Source organism: Paenibacillus sp. CFBP 13594, from assembly GCF_014842675.1.
Classification (GTDB): Bacteria; Bacillota; Bacilli; order Paenibacillales; family Paenibacillaceae; genus Paenibacillus; species Paenibacillus amylolyticus_B.
Genome location: NZ_JACYVQ010000003.1, coordinates 608,616 through 625,855 on the forward strand (window position 1 = coordinate 608,616; position 17,240 = coordinate 625,855).

Consider the following 17,240-nt stretch of genomic DNA (forward strand, 5'->3'; position numbering starts at 1 on the left):
AGCTTCGCTTTTTCAGGTTTTTTCTGTCCTCTCCGTTATCGTGTAAATGAGCAGTTTCACTTATTAGATTGCTATTTTATTTAGAGTTTAAAAAAAGGAAAGACCGAGGAGCGTCGTGATGACGATTTTCGGTCTTTTTTTGACGTAATGGGGAAGGCTGGAGGATGACATCATTCTGTCAGAACTTGTATGCTTGCGGATTGATGGAAATCTGGACGTGATTCTGTGATAATATAGGGTAGAGTGGAAGAAACAAATGGTTCAACTATACTGTAATTACAGCAGCAAAGCTGCCCTGAAATGATTGTAACGAACGATTCAGGAAGGAAAGAGGGATTTATTTTGTCTGAACAGGAAACGGTTCTGGAACCCAATGAAGAAACAATAAAGGCAGAACGCCATGAACGAATCATCAAACAGGTAGCCAAGGAACTGTCACTGTCCTTGAAGCAGGTCCGTACAACGTCGGAGCTTCTGGACGAAGGCAATACGATTCCATTTATCGCCCGCTACCGTAAAGAAATGACTGGAGAGCTGGATGAGAACCAGCTGCGATCGATTGAAGAACGCATTGTTTATCTGCGCAATCTTGAGGATCGCAAATTGGAAGTCATCCGTATTATAGAGGAACAGGGCAAGCTGACCGGAGAACTGAAGCAATCCATAACCCAAGCGGTGAAGCTGCAGGAAGTGGAAGACTTGTATCGTCCGTTCCGTCAGAAGCGGAAAACGCGTGCGAGCGTGGCCAAGGAAAAAGGTCTTGAGCCCCTTGCTGTATGGATCTGGGGGCAACCGAAACAAGGCGATGCACTCCAGGAAGCGGCGAAATATATCAATGCTGAACTGGGTGTAGAAGATGCGGAGTCGGCGCTTCAGGGAGCCAAAGACATTCTCGCTGAGAATATCGCAGACGATGCTGCCATTCGTGCATGGATTCGTCGGTATACCTTGGATCACGGGATGTTGACTTCAGAAGCGAAGGATGCTCAAGAGGAGTCCGTGTACGAAAATTATTATGATTACCGCGAACTAGCCAAAAAGATGCCTCCACACCGGATTCTCGCGATTAATCGCGGGGAACGTGAGAGTATTCTCAAAGTTGGCCTGGACGTGCAGGCAGAACCGGCCCATCGTCATATGGAAGGACAGATCATTCGTGGTGCTTCTGCCGTACAGGATATCCTGCGTGATGTGATTGAAGATGCATACAAGCGGCTTATTGCGCCTTCCATCGAGCGCGAAGTTCGTGGAGAACTCACGGAAAAAGGTGAAAATCAGGCCATATCGGTATTCTCGGCCAATCTGCGTAATCTGTTGCTTCAACCGCCGATTCATGGCAAACGTGTGCTGGGTGTCGATCCGGCCTATCGTACCGGTTGTAAACTGGCTGTAGTAGATGATACGGGCAAATTGCTGGAAGTGGCTGTGACCTATCCAACGCCACCACACAACAAGAAACGTGAAGCTGCGGAAGTATTCCATCGGATGATCAAGCAATATGATATCGGACTGATCGTCATTGGTAATGGTACCGGATCACGTGAGACGGAGCAGTTTGTTGCCGAGATCATTCAGGAGAACGGTGATGAAAGTCTTGTGTATCTGATTGTTAACGAAGCAGGGGCGAGTGTGTATTCTGCATCCAAGCTGGCCCAGGAAGAGTTCCCGGATCTGGATGTTGCGGAGCGCAGTGCAGCTTCCATTGCTCGCCGGGTACAAGACCCGCTGGCGGAGTTGGTTAAGATTGATCCAAAAGCCATTGGTGTGGGTCAATATCAGCATGACGTTTCCCAGAAGGTTCTGGAAGAAAGCCTGAAGGCTGTTGTCGAATCCGCAGTTAACCATGTGGGTGTGGACGTAAATACGGCATCACCTTCGTTGCTGTCATATGTTGCCGGAGTTAACGCTACGATTGCCAAAAACATCGTGAAATACCGTGAAGAAAATGGTCGGTTTACGAACCGCCGTCAGCTTCAGAAGGTGCCACGTCTGGGTGCCAAAACCTATGAACAGTGCGTAGGCTTCATGCGTATTGGTGAGGGCGAGAACCCGCTGGACCGTACACCGATTCACCCTGAGTCTTACAAGGTAGTGGATCAGCTGTTCAAGGAGCTTCAGGTTGCACTGGACAAGCTGGGCAGCAAGGAACTGTCGGTATTACTGTCAGAGCAACAGCCAGAACAATTGGCTGTGAAACTGGACGTAGGTGTGCCTACATTGCGTGACATTCTGGACAGCTTGCAGCGTCCGGGGCGTGACCCGCGTGAAGAAATGCCGTTGCCAATCTTCCGTACAGATGTATTAAAAATTGAGGATCTGGTGGAAGGCATGGAGCTGCAAGGTACGGTTCGGAACGTTATTGATTTCGGTGCTTTTGTTGATATTGGGATCAAGAGTGATGGGCTTGTCCATATTTCACAGCTCAGCAACGGGTATGTTAAACATCCGATGGATGTTGTATCTGTCGGGGATAATGTAACGGTCTGGGTTATGAATGTGGATACCAAAAAAGGCCGTGTCGGCCTGACGATGAAGAAGCCTGCTTCTGCGCAACAGTCTTCTTAAATAGTAGGATTGGAGAACAGCCTTCCCTAACCAGGAAGGCTGTTTGTTGTCGACAGTAATAGTCCCGTTATCCGTTCTAATTCCTCTAGTAAGTACGGTGGGCAATATGTGCATTTTCTTAAAGTACGTGTTCAAAAAGCCTTCCTTCGTAATCCAATGCAGACTTTTATGAACAACCTCTTAAAGTTCGTTCTCCGCGCTGCGTGGTGTGCCATTTGCTGGTTTGTTACGATAAAAGAACCAGCATTCGTTCAGCAACTTGATTTGCCGGCTATCCTTTTTGTGAAATGCACGCATCAGTTGATTGCAAAGCCATTGAGGCAAGGGTATCTCCTCCTCTTGCATAATTCATCTGTACGTTAGCATATGTGGCAATAGCCTGGACTGTGCGGGATAAGTGGAGGCCTCCGGCAAATCAATGTCTCGTTGACTCAAAAAAAGCACAAATCCCAATTCAGGGAGATGTGCTTTTCGTTCTCATCATTATAAAATGATAACTGCGGTGAATTAGAGAGCTTCCATCTCTTCTTCATACCATTGTTCCAATTGGGCCTGAAGAGCCCGGATTTCGGTAAGCAGAGAAATCAAGGGATAATGGCTTTCACGTAGTGCTGCAAAAGATTCTTCAAGCGCATTGATATAATCAAGGCCGCCGATGATAGTAAGATTTTCGTTTAGGAGATCGAGGCTGTCACATTCGGCGATCGCCCAAGGCAGGACAGGGACATCTGCTGCCGTGAGTTTATCAATTTCCTTGTGCAGGCGCAGATTGAGCGCACTGAGTTGATAGGCGTAATCTGCCGGCATTTCCACAAACTGCAAGTGTTGTTCCTGCTGCAGGATGACATAGCGCATTGTAGGCATAACGAGTAATAATCTCCCCTCATACATTCTACTTGACAGTGTAGCCTACGAAACGGTTAAAATTCAAGTATTATGCCGGAAAAACAAATGCTCCGAGGGGGTGCAAGGAGAAGATACCGATGGAAAATGAGGAATTGCAACAATGGATTGAACAGGTATCACTGGATCATTTCGGAGTACCGTTCACCCATGAAGCGTTGTTTAACAGTCGCCTGACCACGACGGGTGGGCGTTATATGCTCAAAAGTCACCGGATTGAAATCAATCCGCATCAACTCGAAGCCTATGGGCGAGATGAGGTTGAGAAAATCATCAAGCATGAGCTGTGTCACTATCATCTGCATATTCGTGGGCGCGGTTATCAGCATCGTGATCCGGAATTCAAGGCTTTATTACAGAAGGTAGGTGGTTCGCGTTACTGCCAATCACTTCCTGACGGCAAAGGCAGAAAGCCGCTGCCCTATCGTTATAAGCTGGTGTGTAAGAGCTGTGGTACGGAATATTTGCGCAAGCGGAAAATAGATCCGAAGCGTTACCGTTGTGGTCGTTGCGCGGGAAAACTGGGGCTTCAGAATATCTGATGTGAGTATCGTTCAATGTATTAAAGAAAGTGATGGAAGGCATGTTGACTTGGATTATTAATCATGATAGATTAATCTTATTCAAGTTAATTTTCCCTGATAGCTCAGTTGGTAGAGCACTCGACTGTTAATCGAGTTGTCACAGGTTCGAGCCCTGTTCGGGGAGCCATTTCTTGGAGAGATACCCAAGTGGCTATAAGGGGACCCTCTGCTAAGGGGTTAGACTGCGTAAGCGGTGCGAGGGTTCGAATCCCTCTCTCTCCGTTCTGAATTAAACTTCTCTGCAAAGGGATGAGAACCCTAAAGGTTCGTCGGAGCAAAAGCTTCGTTAGCAATACTCCGCAGTCTCGAACGAAGTGAGAGTAACCCTCTCTCTCCGTTCCGATTGACAAAAAATCCTCTTCACATTAGATCGGTTAACGGTCAGTGTGAAGGGGATTTTTTGCGTTTACTGATCTTTGGTTATCCCTCGTGTACACTTCTGCTTAAAGTGAAATGTTCAACACCTCGTATAAACCTTTCTTGCCTGCTTCCGTTACTTCGACAGAGCGACTTCCTGTTTTTTGACGAATCCAGTCCAGTTCCGATAATCGATGTCTGAGTTGTTCCCCAAGCATGCCTGAGAGATGATGACGGCGTTCGCTCCAATCCAGACATTTGCGAGCGATGGCACGGCGTGATCCTGGCTTCATCTGAAGTTTAATTCCAAACGTAGTGAACCACTGTATTCCTTTCTCTGTAACTTGATAATCCTTGCTGTGTGCCTCTTCGGGCTCTGAAAGATACCCCTTCTGTATTAAGGCTTCACAGAGCGAGATTCCCAATTTCCCGGCCAGATGACCATAACAGGTCCGTGCATGACTCAGTTGTTGAAGCTGATTGGATTGTTTGAGAGAACGGATCAGTACAGGCGGGGCAATACTGGCCATCGTTTCAATCAGATTAGCAATTTCCTTGTTTGCAAGACGGTAGTATCGGTGACGGCCTTGCTGTTCAACTTCCAATAATCCTCCTTCTACGAGTTTGGCGAGATGACTGCTTGCCGTCTGGGGCGTGACGCCTGCCATATGAGCAAGCTCTCCTGCGGGCAAAGCCCGACCATCCAGTAAGGATGACAGAAAAATGGAGCGACTTGGATCAGCGATTAACGACGCAATAACAGTAATATTCGGATATACATTCATACTTCGATCATATCTGAACTATTACTGTATTACAATTCTGTTGTATCGTCCCATACGGGTCAGATGGAGCTTATAAACGAATGGATTGGAACAGGAGAGGTACAAGATGAACAAGATAATGAAAACGGACGCTGCTACTGAGCAGTTGAACAAAATTTCCGCAGTGGTACGACATGAAACGATTAATCCCAGTATTTTATATTATGGTACGCCTGTATTGCTTCTAAGTACATTAAATGAGGATGGGTCAACCAACTTGTCTCCACTGTCCTCATCTTGGGCGCTGGGGGACTGTCTCGTTCTCGGCCTAGGTACACAGGGCAAAGCCTATGAGAATCTGAGTCGACATCCGGAGTGTGTGATTAATTTACCAGATGCGACCATGTGGAGAAAGGTTGAGGCATTGGGTCGTTATACGGGAGTTAACCCGGTTCCTGAGGAGAAAAGGCAGATGGGCTATGAATACTGTCATGATAAATTCACTGTAGCTGGACTGACATCCGAATGCTCGGTTCAGGTGGTTCCAGATAAAATAGTTGAATGTCCACTCCAGATTGAAGCGGCTGTACAACACATACGTATTCCCGAACATACACCGTTCATGGCGATTGTTGAAGTGAAAGCGTTGAAGGTGCATGCGCACACAAGGCTAATCTCTGGACCGAACAAGATTAATCCGGAGGAATGGCATCCGCTGATATATAATTTCAGACATTATTTCGGATTGGGCAAGAGACAAGGGGGAAATTTCCGGGCAGAGAATTAACGTGAGTTGAGGCTTTTTATTAGTCAGGGAAAGATTGGGTAATAGTAAAGATAGACACATGTAAGCATATACATATTGAAAGGGGTGATGTGCATGGAATTGGAATATTTAATGCGTGTACTCATAGCTGGAATATGTGGTGTGTTAATCGGATATGAGCGCAAGAATCGAATGAAAGAGGCGGGAATTCGTACTCATTTTGTGGTTGCTGTCGGTGCAGCCCTGATGATGATTGTTTCGAAGTATGGATTCCAGGATCAGGCTGGCTGGGCCAATCTGTCTCTTGACCCTTCAAGGATTGCTGCACAAGTTGTTAGTGGTGTGGGGTTCATTGGAGCAGGGATGATCTTCACACAACGGCATACGGTCAGGGGATTGACCACAGCGGCTGGCATATGGGCTACGGCAGGCATGGGACTTGCTGTGGGTTCAGGTCTGTATTGGACGGGTGCAGGCGTGACACTGCTTATTGTCGTGGCACAGATGTTACTGCATAGACCCACACGCTGGCTGGTATCCGCCCGAACAGAGACTTTAACCATCCATCTGCAAAATGAAGGAGAGGCCTTGAAGACTGTTTTGGCACTGCTGGGACAGGAGAAGATCTCGGTCATCGGATTTAAGACTGAACAGCAAACAAGCACGGACTCCGTGGAAGAGACTGTGCTTGAGTTCACATTGCAACTACCGGGTTCATACCGGGGCGAGCAACTGATTATTTTGTTACAGGACGTGCCTCACGTTCGATCTGCGGAGTTAAAATGAAGCGAACCTGCATGGCTCAACAGGCGACCATGCAGGTTCAGTGCTTAATTCAGTATGGGTTCAATTACTGACCTTCTCCGACAATCGTTTCTGGACGAGATACCGGTTTACCTTCAAGCAGGCACTCGATGGCATGGGCAACACCGTGCTCCACATTGGTCAGCGTTATGGCTTTGGCTAATGCCTGGATTTCGGGTTCGCCATTACCCATGGCGATGCCGAGTCCTGCCATTTTTAACATGGAGACATCGTTGAAGTTATCACCGATCGCTACTGTATCTTCCATGGAGATGTTCAGGTGAGCCGCCAGTTTGGTGAGGGCATTACCTTTGGATACGTCCGGGTGCTGCATTTCGAAGTTGTGCTCAAAGGATACAACCATAGCGACATCGGAACGGGAAGCGAAGTATTCTCGTCCTGTCTTTACTTTGTCCGGATTCATGGAGAAGGCCATAATATTATAGATGTAGGCTTCTGCCGGAATTTCGAGGTGACTGTTTACGCGGTGGTAGTCTTTTTTGTCATAGTGTTTCTTGATGGAGCGAATCATGCGTGCAATGTCCTCACCAGGGTTTGAACCAAGAACACGTTCCATCTCGGCGAGCAAGGTCTCATGACTGCTACGCGGGGCATAGATGCCTTGTTGCGTTGAAGCCTCATAATAGACATCATGATCTTCCAGCCACTGCATGACGGAAGCTGCTGTGTCACGCTCGAGCGGAAGATGGAATAAACGTTCACCGTCTGCATCATGAATTGTCGCTCCGTTGGAGCCGATAATCGGGGTTTTGATTCCGCCTTCGCGGCTGATGGTCACAACATCGGAATAGACGCGTCCTGTTGCAATGGTAACTTTCATACCGGATTGTTGGGCCTTTTGGATAGCTGCGGCATTCTCCGGGCTAATCTGGCTATCTATGTTCAACAAAGTTCCATCTAAATCTGTGGCAAATAATTTCATATATTTACAACTCCTTATCATCTGTAGGTTCAGGAATGAGAATCTCAACCTGTTGTTCGGCTAGAAAAACAAGCCATTCTTTGGTTGGCCATTGGTCCGTAATCAATACATCCACCAATGACCAGTCGGCAAAACGATAACCATAACGTCTATCAAATTTGGATTGATCTGCAAGAACAATGACTTTCTTGGCAGCTTTCATCATTTGGTGTTTAATTTTACCTTCCTCTTCGGAAGCACTGAAGCCGTCCATGGTGATACCGCCAATTCCGATAAAGGCTTTATCTACATAATAGTGGGAGAGTGTCTCGATCACAGAGGTACCATAGACATAACGTTGTTCCTTATCCACTTTGCCACCGAGCAAACGAATCTGGACAGCCGTGTGATTGGAGAGAAGATCAGCGGAATGAATCGAATTGGTAATGACAGTACAGGATTTGCCATCTAATTTCTCGGCACAGGCCTGCACGGTCGTGGAAGAATCCAGAATAATGATCTCGCCTTGTCTTACAATAGCGGCCGCGAGTTTGCCAATGGCTCTTTTTTCCTCAGATACATCGAGTAAACGGTCTTTGTAGGATCTGAACTTTTGCGGAGGAGGGGGGAGAATTGCACCGCCACGTGTTCGGATAATGGCATCCTGTTCCTCGAGCTTGATCAGATCCCTGCGAGCAGTATCTCGTGATACATCAAACAAAGTGACAATATCATCAGCTGAGATGCGATTGTGTTTGTGAAGATGTTCAACAATGAGCTGCATTCGTTCTTCTTGAAACAAACATGTCACCTCCAAGGGTATGGATGACCGTACTTATACTGATACTTTAATTATAAGTTTTCTTAATGTGATTTGCAATGTTATAAGTGAACGTAAGTTTTTGTAAGTGTTTTGATGGATGGTTTACATTGTTCCTGTACGGGGATGACACTGGCATGAATGGGGAGGTGGCTAATAAAGGGGCTCTAAAGAGCAGTATACAATGGACAAAAAGGCTTGAAAAATAAATTTTAAAAAAAGTATTGCAAGTTCAAATTGTCCTGTGGTATACTCATTCTTGTCGCCAAGAAAGACAACTTGATATTAAGGCCCGTTGGTCAAGGGGTTAAGACACCTCCCTTTCACGGAGGTAACAGGGGTTCGAATCCCCTACGGGTCATATCTTCACCACCTCATGAGATCTACATTTTCGATGAGTAATCCTCAAAGTCATTGCTCTTATAGACAAGAATGAAGCATGGCACATCCGGTGAAGTTTACAGCAAGAGCCATTAGCTCAGTTGGTAGAGCACCTGACTTTTAATCAGGGTGTCGAAGGTTCGAGCCCTTCATGGCTCACCATTTTTACAATTGAATATGCGGTCGTGGTGGAATGGCAGACACGCTATCTTGAGGGGGTAGTGGGTGTATACCCGTGGAGGTTCGAGTCCTCTCGACCGCATCACAGCAACAATATAAGATAGACTTCTATGATCATTCATGGGAGTCTATCTTTGTGTTATACGATATACCTCATCCTGTTCCGGGCATATAAAGGCTGAGCATTCAGGAATAATGTGGTATAATTCAAGCAGATGAGTTGATTATTACGGTTGGAAGGCGGTTCTTGTATGCAGTCGATCTATGAGCGAATTGAACACCTGATTGCCGAACGAGGAATGACCAAGAAGGCTTTCTGCCAACAGCTGAAGATTAGCACAGGCAATCTGGGTGATTGGAAACGTGGCAAGTCTATTCCGAGTACGAATAAACTAATTGAGATTGCTTCGTTTTTTGATGTGAGCCTCGACTGGCTCATGATTGGACGTCCATCGAAGGAAGCGATGGTTCGGGAAAAACGGGAGGATTATTTTTTTGACGTTTTGCGGCAATTGAATTGCCAAGAAAGTGAATTATCGACTGTGGAACAGTCTTTTATCAGCGAATATATTGAGTTCACCCGTTACCGCAAATCGAAGGAAAGTAAGGATGCAGGCGACTATCGCTACAAACCTGAGAACAAATCAGAGAACGATTCTGAGGAAAACGAAGCGTAAGTGATATGAGCAGCATCCATAGACTGAATGTACAAAAACCTCTGGACTAATCCGAACACACTCGGAGACAGTTCAGAGGTTTTTTTGTATTAACGATGCATGCTTCATGCCCTTATTTGCGAAAGACAAGAGTTTCTTTACCCAGCAGATGGGGGCGGAGTGTGTTCCAGATATGAAGACACTGCTCCTGAAGCTCCCAAGCTGCCATGCCAAGGAGTCGAACGCCGATGCCTCCGGTTGCCAGCAAACTTGCACCTGCGAGCATTCGTCCATCGGGTGGCAGCACGGATCGGACTTGCTCCAACTCCGCAGTACCGAGCCCTGGGGCGATCATCCATAACGCAGCAGTATGTGTGTAGTGAAGGAGAGACGCTGATTGTTTGGGGTCATCGGTATCCGGTTCGAGTCCGAATCGATCCCAGACAGCCAGTTGCTTACCTTGCCATATCTCCGTCAAGCTGCGGTAGCGTTCGAACTGGAACGCTTCTCCCCGATGAATTCGTCCGGCAGACCAGATATCTGCATAGGCAAGAATGGCCTGTTCTTCCAGCTCGAAGGTTACAGTGAGTGAAGAAGAACTGCCCTTGAAGGGAATGACGCATTCAGGGAAGTATTCCAGCGTAGCTCCTTTTCCCAACCGAAAGTGATGATTAACGGATGAGGGAATGGAAGGTGTAGGATGAAGTCTGGTCGCTGATGTGCTGCTCAGCATGACATGCGTGCCTTCACCTAATTCCCACTCAGAATGATAATGATCCCCGTTAAGGACTCCGGGAGAGACGTCTGACGTGTACACACATAATTCGCTTCCGCCTCCGGCAGGTCGAAAGGATCGGCTAAACCGGAGAGGGGCGCTGTAATAACGATCGGTCATAACCGTCCGCTCGCCTTGAAAGGCAAAGGTGGCCCGAAGCTCGCTGCGGCGCGTGACGGGCTCACCTGTACTTTCGTTCCGATTCATCTCTGTCCCGGTGGGAACAGAAGATGAATTAATGTGAGTGAGTGCCATGTTCATGGCTGTGTGAATGCAGATGTGCAGCGGAAGCATCGTCATCCATATACTGATGTTCAAGCCAGTGGACAATCTCGGATACACCTTCACCGCTCATTAGATTAGACATGACATAAGGACGGCCTTCGCGTACCCGCTCGGTATCATTTTTCATAACTTCCAGGCTTGCTCCAACGTAAGGAGCGAGGTCGGTTTTGTTGATTAACAGCAGATCTGAACGTGTGATGCCGGGACCGCCTTTGCGAGGAAGTTTCTCCCCTTGGGCAACGTCGATAATGTAGATGAACACATCGGCCAGTTCCGGACTGAATGCAGCAGAGAGATTGTCGCCGCCGCTCTCGATGAAGATCAGTTGCAGATCCGGGAAACGTTCAATTAACTCATCAACCGCTTCAAAATTCATGGAGGCGTCCTCACGAATAGCGGTATGCGGGCATCCGCCTGTCTCTACGCCGATAATACGCTCTGGTGCCAATGCATTCTGACGCAGCAAAATCTCGGCATCTTCCTTGGTATAAATGTCATTGGTGATGACAGCAAGGCTATAACGTGTACGCAGTGCCTTGGACAGCTTCTCCACCAGGGCTGTTTTACCTGAGCCTACCGGTCCACCAATTCCAATTCGCATCGGACGACTCCGATCAAATGCCTTACGTTCCCACTCCGGATGATGCGTATGATTAGCTCCTCCACACATAACAATTCCTCCTTGGTTAGATAAAAGTTGTAGTTAAGACATAAACAGCCGCGCGGGTAAGGTCTCATGCCGCATGGCGTAGATTTCCTGGGCGATTCCGAAGCTGTGCATATCTTCCGGGTCATTTTCCCGAATGAGCGCCCATTCCGCTTCGATATCATCAAGCAGTTTCTGAATCAACATCTGCGCTTCGGTTTGTCCGATGGGCAGCAGGCGAAGTGCGCTGTTCACATAAGCGTTCACTGAGGTATACAGATGCCCGGTAACGGCTTCATCCAATTCAATCTCCAATTGATAGTTGATATAACCGTGAATGGTCGTGATGCCGCAATACGCACCGTATTCCCGGATGGCCTCATCAATCAGGGAAAAGTCCATCCATGGATAGAGTGAACGGGCCAGCTTGAGCAGTCGTTTTCCCATTTTGTGGCCGCCTTCCCTGAGTTCCCGAGGGGAGCGCTGGGCGTGGACACGTTTGTCATACAGGGCAAGTAGAACTGCATCTTGCTGTTTTATCGCCTGATAGACGCCTTTGATGGCAAGACCATCTAGTCGTACAAGACTGGAATGAAGCTGGTTGCGAATAAACTGTTCAAGCTGCGCGGTATTCCGCACGGTGCCATCATGCGTGTAAGCTTCCAGACCGAAGGAATGGGAGAAACCACCGATGGGCAGGGCCGAATCCAGCAGCTGAACATAACGGAGTAGCTTCGTGCCACTGTTCATCATGAGTGCCCCCTTATCAGCTAATCCGTATTCCTATCAAAACATAAAGTACCGCTGTGCCATAGGCAACTCGTCTGCGGGTTCACAGGTGAGAAGTTCGCCGTCGGCGCGTACCTCATAGGTTTCGGGATCGACTTCAATGACAGGGGTGACGTCGTTATGAATCATGTCTTTTTTGCTGACTGAGCGACAGCCTTTAACGGGTTCAACCCGCTTTTTCAGGCCCAATGACTCTTTGATCCCCGCATCTGCTGCGGCTTGGGAGACAAAGGTGATGGATCCGCTGGCAATGGCGCTCCCATAAGCTCCGAACATGGGTCTGCCAAATACCGGCTGAGGTGTCGGGATGGATGCATTGGGATCACCCATCTGGGCGAATGTAATCATGCCACCTTTGATGACAATCTCGGGTTTAACTCCGAAGTAGGCTGGTTTCCATACAATTAGATCGGCCAGCTTTCCAACTTCCACCGAACCGACGAGATGACCGATTCCGTGTGCAATAGCTGGATTGATGGTGTACTTGGCGACATATCGCTTGATCCGATCGTTATCGGAGGGTGAATCCGGGTTGAGTTCAAGTTTGCCGCGCTGTTTTTTCATTTTGTCGGCTGTCTGCCAGGTACGGATAATGACTTCGCCCACTCGGCCCATGGCCTGTGAATCGGAGCTGATGATGCTGAACACGCCAAGATCATGCAAAATGTCTTCGGCTGCGATGGTTTCGGGACGAATCCGCGAATCGGCAAAAGCTACATCTTCCGGGATGGAAGGGTCCAGGTGATGACACACCATCAACATATCGAGATGCTCTTCTACAGTGTTGCGTGTGTACGGTCGTGTTGGGTTGGTTGATGAGGGGATAACGTAGGACTCCCCAGCGGCCCGGATAATATCCGGTGCGTGTCCGCCACCAGCGCCTTCCGTATGGTACGTGTGGATCGTCCGGCCGTTAATCGCAGCCAGGGTGTTTTCGAGAAATCCGGTTTCGTTCAGTGTATCGGTGTGGATAGCGACTTGAACATCATGTTCCCCGGCGGCAGTCAGGCAGGCATCGATAGCGCTTGGCGTAGTGCCCCAATCTTCATGCAACTTCAGGCCGATTACCCCAGCTTCAATCTGTTCAATTAAAGGTGCGGTACTGGAACTGTTGCCTTTGCCAAGGTAACCGATGTTCATGGGAAAAGCCTCTGCCGATTCTAACATCCGGTGGATGTGCCAGGCTCCTGGTGTGCAGGTGGTGGCTTTGGTTCCTGTTGCGGGTCCTGTTCCGCCGCCGATCATGGTCGTGACCCCGGAGGATAATGCAGTCTGAATCTGCTGTGGGCAGATGAAATGAATATGGGTATCAATGCCGCCAGCGGTTACAATCATGCCTTCACCGGCGATGATTTCGGTGGAAGCACCGATGACCAGTGCGGGATGAACACCATCCATTGTATCCGGGTTACCGGATTTGCCAATGGCGCAGATGTGACCATCTCGAATGCCGATATCCGCTTTTACAATGCCCCAATGATCGATAATGATAGCGTTAGTGATGACAGTATCAGGGGTGCCGTCGCTACGCAGAGCTGTAGTAGACTGGCCCATCCCGTCGCGGATAACCTTGCCGCCCCCAAACTTGCTCTCATCTCCATATACGGCATAATCATGTTCAATCTCTGCCCATAGTTCGGTATCCGCAAGTCTTACGGCATCACCGGTTGTTGGTCCAAACATGGACGCGTATTGTTCACGGCTCATTCGTTTCATGAAGGTTCACCTCCATCTTGTATGGGAGGGGAGAACGTCTTCAGGAATGCCTCCAGTTTCACTGGATCGGGGGCTTGATCCGCAGAGCCTTCGGTTAATCCGTTGAACCCGTGAATCTGGCGTTTGCCGCCAAAGGTCGTGAGTTCAACAGGTTTCTCTTCACCGGGTTCGAAGCGAACTGCGGTGCCTGCCGGAATGTGTAGGCGATGTCCAAAAGCTGACGTGCGATCAAAGTCCAGTGCTGCATTAACTTCATAGAAGTGAACGTGAGAGCCGACTTGGACGGGGCGGTCGCCGCGGTTAAGGACAAGGAGGCGTATGGTTAAACGATCCGGATGACAGATGATGTCGTCATCTGGCTTCAAACGGTATTCACCAGGAATCATGGTTTCTCCTGCCTTTCTCAGCGTATAGGTTCATGTACGGTAACCAGTTTTGTACCGTCAGGAAATGTGGCTTCTACCTGTACTTCAGGAATCATATCGGGAACACCATCCATACAGTCTTCGCGTGTCAGGATGGTGCCTCCGTATCTCATTAATTCGGCAACACTCATTCCATCCCGTGCTCGTTCCATCAGTTCGGAGGTCAACAAGGCGATGGCTTCGGGAACATTCAACTTGAGTCCGCGTGCTCTTCGTTCACGGGCGAGGTTAGCGGCCACGGTAATCAGGAGTTTTTCCTTTTCCTGCTCAGTCCAGTGCAAGGTAATCCGACCTTTCGCTTATAATGTCTGATATGTTCATGGATCATATTGTATGTTAAATATACTCACACAGGGTGAATCCTTTGTCAATAAGCTTCAAGACATATTAGCAGTATGCATGAAACGAGTAGGCATGAAATAAAATTATGTAAGCTATATTGACATGAAGAGAGGAACCCTCCATAATTTGGATCAACGAACATTTCGGACTCAAATGACCTTAATGTTCGTCAATAGACTAAAAAAAGGGAGTGTAGGCTATTGAAGAAGAGGTCGGTCAAGTTATGGAGTATTTTGCTGGGTGCGGTCATTGTGATGACAGGATGTGTGGAGGGCACTGCGCCGCCTGAAGCTTCGGGTTCAGGTGGTACAGGAGAGCCGGCTGCATCTGGTGATACGATTAAAGTTGGCATTCTTCACTCTCTCAGCGGAACAATGGCGATCAGTGAGGTATCTGTTAAAGATGCGGAGATGCTTGCCATCGAAGAGATCAACGCCGCGGGCGGAGTTTTGGGTAAACAGATCGAGCCTGTAGTTGAGGATGGCGCTTCGGATTGGCCTACTTTTGCGGAGAAGGCTGGAAAGTTACTGCAACAGGATAAGGTCGCTGCTGTATTTGGTGGATGGACCTCTGCCAGTCGGAAGGCTATGCTCCCGGTGTTTGAACAGAATAAAGGTCTATTGTTTTACCCGGTGCAATATGAGGGATTGGAATCGTCGCCAAATATTTTTTATACAGGAGCAACAACCAATCAACAGATCGTTCCATCCGTAACCTGGTTACTGGAAAACAGGGGCAAGACGTTTTATCTGCTCGGTTCCGATTATGTATTCCCAAAAACGGCCAATCAGGTCATTAAGGCACAACTCGCAGCAGAAGGCGGCGAAGTTGTGGGTGAAGAATACACACCGCTGGGACATACCGATTACAGTACCATCATTAGCAAAATCAAGGCTGCGAAGCCGGATATTGTATACAATACGCTGAACGGAGACAGTAATGTAGCTTTCTTCAAACAATTGAAGGATGCGGGAATCTCTTCGGATCAGATGACAACCCTCTCGGTAAGTGTGGCGGAGGAAGAAATCCGTGGTATTGGCGCGGATGTACTGAAGGGACATCTGGCTTCGTGGAATTATTATCAGACAACCGATACACCTGAAAATGCTACATTTGTTGCCAAGTATAAAGAAAAATACGGTGCTGATCGAGTGACAGCTGATCCGATTGAAGCGGGATATGTGGCGGTTTATCTCTGGAAGGCGGCAGTGGAAAAAGCAGGATCAACCGACGTAGAGAAGGTGAAGGCAGCTGCCAAGGGTCTGGAATTTGATGCCCCGGAAGGTAAGGTAACCGTGGATGGAGAGAATCAGCATATCTACAAAACCGTACGGATCGGTGAGGTGCAGGAAGATGGGCAGTTCAAGGAATTGTGGAATTCTGGTGAGCCTGTCAAGCCGGACCCTTATCTGAAAACATATGAATGGGGAGTTTCCCTCAGCGCTAAATAACATAGAAACCTCGCAATAAACACAGGTAACTCGCTTCAAAGCAGCCGATTCATAGACGAGGGTGTGACAACACACCCTTTTACCGTATTGCGGTAAAGCGTTACTGTAATATAAAATGTGAGGCTGGTGCGAATTGAAGTCATGTGAAATATCGAGATTCACGGTATGGAGGAGGGGATAGCGATGGATATGTTTATCCTGCAGATATTCAACGGTCTGAGTATCAGTTCAATTCTGTTGTTAATTGCACTCGGTCTGGCGGTAACGTTTGGGCTGATGAATGTCATCAATATGGCTCACGGTGAACTGATCATGATCGGTGCATATGCAACGTATGTAACACAAAATTTGTTCATGTCCTATGCTCCAGCAGCGTGGTTTGGTGCCTATTTTGTTGTGGCTCTGCCGATTGCGTTCATTGTAGCGGCTCTGATTGGCTGGTTGCTTGAAGTAGTGTTGATCCGGCATCTGTATGGCAGGCCGCTGGACAGTCTGCTTGCGACATGGGGTGTAGGCATGATGCTGCAACAACTGGCCCGTACGATATTCGGAGCACCCAATGTGGGAGTATCCAGTCCGGCTTGGCTCAACGGGGGATTGGCGATCTCGGATGGCATTGTATTTCCATACAAGCGAATTTTCATTATCGCATTAGTTGCGGTTGTGCTGCTGTGTATGTATCTCTATATCTATCGAACATCATCCGGAAGACGAATGAGGGCTGTAATGCAGAATCGGAGCATGGCAGGGTGCCTTGGAATTTCGACTCGGCGGGTGGATGGTATGACCTTTGCCATTGGTTCGGGCATCGCCGGAATTGCTGGTTGTGCATTAACGCTCATTGGTCCAATTGGTCCTTCACTTGGCACGTATTATATTGTGGATGCATTCATGGTAGTTGTTCTGGGTGGCGTTGGGAAATTGGTTGGAACTGTGTGTGGTGCACTGGGAATTGGGATGTTTAACACGCTGTTCGAAACCTATACCTCTGCCTCCATTGGCAAGGTGCTGGTATTTGTATGTATCGTTGCTTTTTTGCAATGGAAACCACGCGGCTTGGTCGCGATGCGCACACGGAGTCTCGATTAATGTGAAAAAGGGGGTTAGTT

At 48.1% G+C, this 17,240-nt stretch carries 18 protein-coding genes and 5 tRNA genes; 12 read left to right on the forward strand and 11 right to left on the reverse strand.

Annotated elements, in window-relative coordinates; translation table 11 throughout:
* The first annotated feature begins 342 nt into the window (after positions 1-342).
* The gene (locus tag IFU39_RS13480; RefSeq protein ID WP_244660969.1) at positions 343-2,565 is read left to right on the forward strand and encodes a Tex family protein; all 2,223 of its coding nucleotides are present in this window, start codon (positions 343-345) and stop codon (positions 2,563-2,565) included.
* Positions 2,566-2,745: 180 nt separating this feature from the next.
* On the opposite strand, the gene cmpA is transcribed toward IFU39_RS13480, so the two are convergent.
* Both cmpA and IFU39_RS13490 read right to left on the reverse strand, forming a co-directional pair.
* Positions 2,746-2,889, reverse strand: a complete 144-nt coding sequence (cmpA, locus tag IFU39_RS13485) for a cortex morphogenetic protein CmpA (RefSeq protein WP_017690033.1) — start codon at positions 2,887-2,889, stop codon at positions 2,746-2,748.
* A 183-nt stretch (positions 2,890-3,072) separates the two neighbouring features.
* Complete coding sequence (locus IFU39_RS13490) at positions 3,073-3,429, reverse strand: hydrolase/acyltransferase (RefSeq protein WP_105597708.1); 357 nt, start codon at positions 3,427-3,429, stop codon at positions 3,073-3,075.
* Positions 3,430-3,548: 119 nt separating this feature from the next.
* Here IFU39_RS13490 and IFU39_RS13495 point away from each other — a divergent pair, with 119 nt between their 5' ends.
* The 3 genes from IFU39_RS13495 to IFU39_RS13505 all read left to right on the forward strand — a co-directional run bounded on the left by IFU39_RS13495 (position 3,549) and on the right by IFU39_RS13505 (position 4,274).
* Positions 3,549-4,010 (forward strand): SprT family protein, encoded by a 462-nt coding sequence (locus IFU39_RS13495; RefSeq protein ID WP_036669054.1) that lies wholly within the window; start codon positions 3,549-3,551, stop codon positions 4,008-4,010.
* Positions 4,011-4,103: 93 nt separating this feature from the next.
* Positions 4,104-4,179, forward strand: a tRNA-Asn gene (locus tag IFU39_RS13500).
* Positions 4,180-4,185: 6 nt separating this feature from the next.
* Positions 4,186-4,274: transfer RNA gene (locus tag IFU39_RS13505), tRNA-Ser, on the forward strand.
* 221 nt (positions 4,275-4,495) lie between these two features.
* Here IFU39_RS13505 and IFU39_RS13510 read toward each other — a convergent pair.
* On the reverse strand, positions 4,496-5,194 hold the full coding sequence (locus IFU39_RS13510) for an ArsR/SmtB family transcription factor (RefSeq protein ID WP_091015322.1): 699 nt from the start codon (positions 5,192-5,194) through the stop codon (positions 4,496-4,498).
* A gap of 106 nt (positions 5,195-5,300) precedes the next feature.
* Here IFU39_RS13510 and IFU39_RS13515 point away from each other — a divergent pair, with 106 nt between their 5' ends.
* Both IFU39_RS13515 and IFU39_RS13520 read left to right on the forward strand, forming a co-directional pair.
* Positions 5,301-5,960, forward strand: coding sequence for a flavin reductase family protein (locus tag IFU39_RS13515; RefSeq protein WP_105597709.1), 660 nt, complete (start codon positions 5,301-5,303; stop codon positions 5,958-5,960).
* A 93-nt stretch (positions 5,961-6,053) separates the two neighbouring features.
* Positions 6,054-6,725: an MgtC/SapB family protein gene (locus IFU39_RS13520; protein WP_091015318.1), complete on the forward strand. Its 672-nt coding sequence runs from the start codon at positions 6,054-6,056 to the stop codon at positions 6,723-6,725.
* 64 nt (positions 6,726-6,789) lie between these two features.
* Here IFU39_RS13520 and IFU39_RS13525 read toward each other — a convergent pair whose 3' ends face one another.
* Both IFU39_RS13525 and IFU39_RS13530 read right to left on the reverse strand, forming a co-directional pair.
* Positions 6,790-7,686: a Cof-type HAD-IIB family hydrolase gene (locus IFU39_RS13525; RefSeq protein WP_036610865.1), complete on the reverse strand. Its 897-nt coding sequence runs from the start codon at positions 7,684-7,686 to the stop codon at positions 6,790-6,792.
* Between the two features lie 4 nt (positions 7,687-7,690).
* Positions 7,691-8,467 (reverse strand): DeoR/GlpR family DNA-binding transcription regulator, encoded by a 777-nt coding sequence (locus IFU39_RS13530; protein ID WP_105597710.1) that lies wholly within the window; start codon positions 8,465-8,467, stop codon positions 7,691-7,693.
* Positions 8,468-8,774: 307 nt separating this feature from the next.
* Between IFU39_RS13530 and IFU39_RS13535 the strand changes: the two genes are divergently transcribed.
* From IFU39_RS13535 to IFU39_RS13550, 4 genes are all read left to right on the forward strand, one after another.
* Positions 8,775-8,846: transfer RNA gene (locus tag IFU39_RS13535), tRNA-Glu, on the forward strand.
* Between the two features lie 106 nt (positions 8,847-8,952).
* Positions 8,953-9,028 (forward strand) — tRNA-Lys (locus tag IFU39_RS13540).
* 17 nt (positions 9,029-9,045) lie between these two features.
* Positions 9,046-9,128 (forward strand) — tRNA-Leu (locus tag IFU39_RS13545).
* A gap of 169 nt (positions 9,129-9,297) precedes the next feature.
* The gene (locus IFU39_RS13550; RefSeq protein WP_036610863.1) at positions 9,298-9,723 is read left to right on the forward strand and encodes a helix-turn-helix domain-containing protein; all 426 of its coding nucleotides are present in this window, start codon (positions 9,298-9,300) and stop codon (positions 9,721-9,723) included.
* A gap of 112 nt (positions 9,724-9,835) precedes the next feature.
* Here IFU39_RS13550 and IFU39_RS13555 read toward each other — a convergent pair whose 3' ends face one another.
* The 6 genes from IFU39_RS13555 to IFU39_RS13580 are packed head-to-tail and all read right to left on the reverse strand — an operon-like array spanning position 9,836 to position 14,619.
* On the reverse strand, positions 9,836-10,795 hold the full coding sequence (locus IFU39_RS13555) for an urease accessory protein UreD (RefSeq protein ID WP_206759559.1): 960 nt from the start codon (positions 10,793-10,795) through the stop codon (positions 9,836-9,838).
* Positions 10,713-11,432: an urease accessory protein UreG gene (ureG, locus tag IFU39_RS13560; protein WP_017690021.1), complete on the reverse strand. Its 720-nt coding sequence runs from the start codon at positions 11,430-11,432 to the stop codon at positions 10,713-10,715. The genes IFU39_RS13555 and ureG overlap by 83 nt, the downstream gene beginning before the upstream one ends.
* Before the next feature lie 33 nt (positions 11,433-11,465).
* On the reverse strand, positions 11,466-12,158 hold the full coding sequence (locus tag IFU39_RS13565; protein WP_192133141.1) for an urease accessory protein UreF: 693 nt from the start codon (positions 12,156-12,158) through the stop codon (positions 11,466-11,468).
* A gap of 36 nt (positions 12,159-12,194) precedes the next feature.
* The gene (ureC, locus tag IFU39_RS13570; RefSeq protein WP_192133143.1) at positions 12,195-13,913 is read right to left on the reverse strand and encodes an urease subunit alpha; all 1,719 of its coding nucleotides are present in this window, start codon (positions 13,911-13,913) and stop codon (positions 12,195-12,197) included.
* Positions 13,910-14,299 carry an urease subunit beta gene (locus tag IFU39_RS13575; RefSeq protein ID WP_149846382.1) on the reverse strand — a complete coding sequence of 130 codons (390 nt, stop codon included), beginning with the start codon at positions 14,297-14,299 and terminating at the stop codon, positions 13,910-13,912. Before IFU39_RS13575 ends, ureC begins: the two co-directional genes overlap by 4 nt.
* Before the next feature lie 17 nt (positions 14,300-14,316).
* Positions 14,317-14,619, reverse strand: coding sequence for an urease subunit gamma (locus tag IFU39_RS13580; RefSeq protein ID WP_076209470.1), 303 nt, complete (start codon positions 14,617-14,619; stop codon positions 14,317-14,319).
* A gap of 261 nt (positions 14,620-14,880) precedes the next feature.
* Here IFU39_RS13580 and urtA point away from each other — a divergent pair, with 261 nt between their 5' ends.
* Together urtA and urtB are read left to right on the forward strand one after the other, a co-directional pair.
* Complete coding sequence (urtA, locus tag IFU39_RS13585; protein ID WP_192133145.1) at positions 14,881-16,131, forward strand: urea ABC transporter substrate-binding protein; 1,251 nt, start codon at positions 14,881-14,883, stop codon at positions 16,129-16,131.
* Between the two features lie 183 nt (positions 16,132-16,314).
* Entirely contained in the window at positions 16,315-17,220 is a 906-nt protein-coding gene (gene urtB / locus IFU39_RS13590; protein ID WP_105597714.1) for an urea ABC transporter permease subunit UrtB, read from the forward strand.
* The last annotated feature ends 20 nt before the right edge of the window (positions 17,221-17,240 follow it).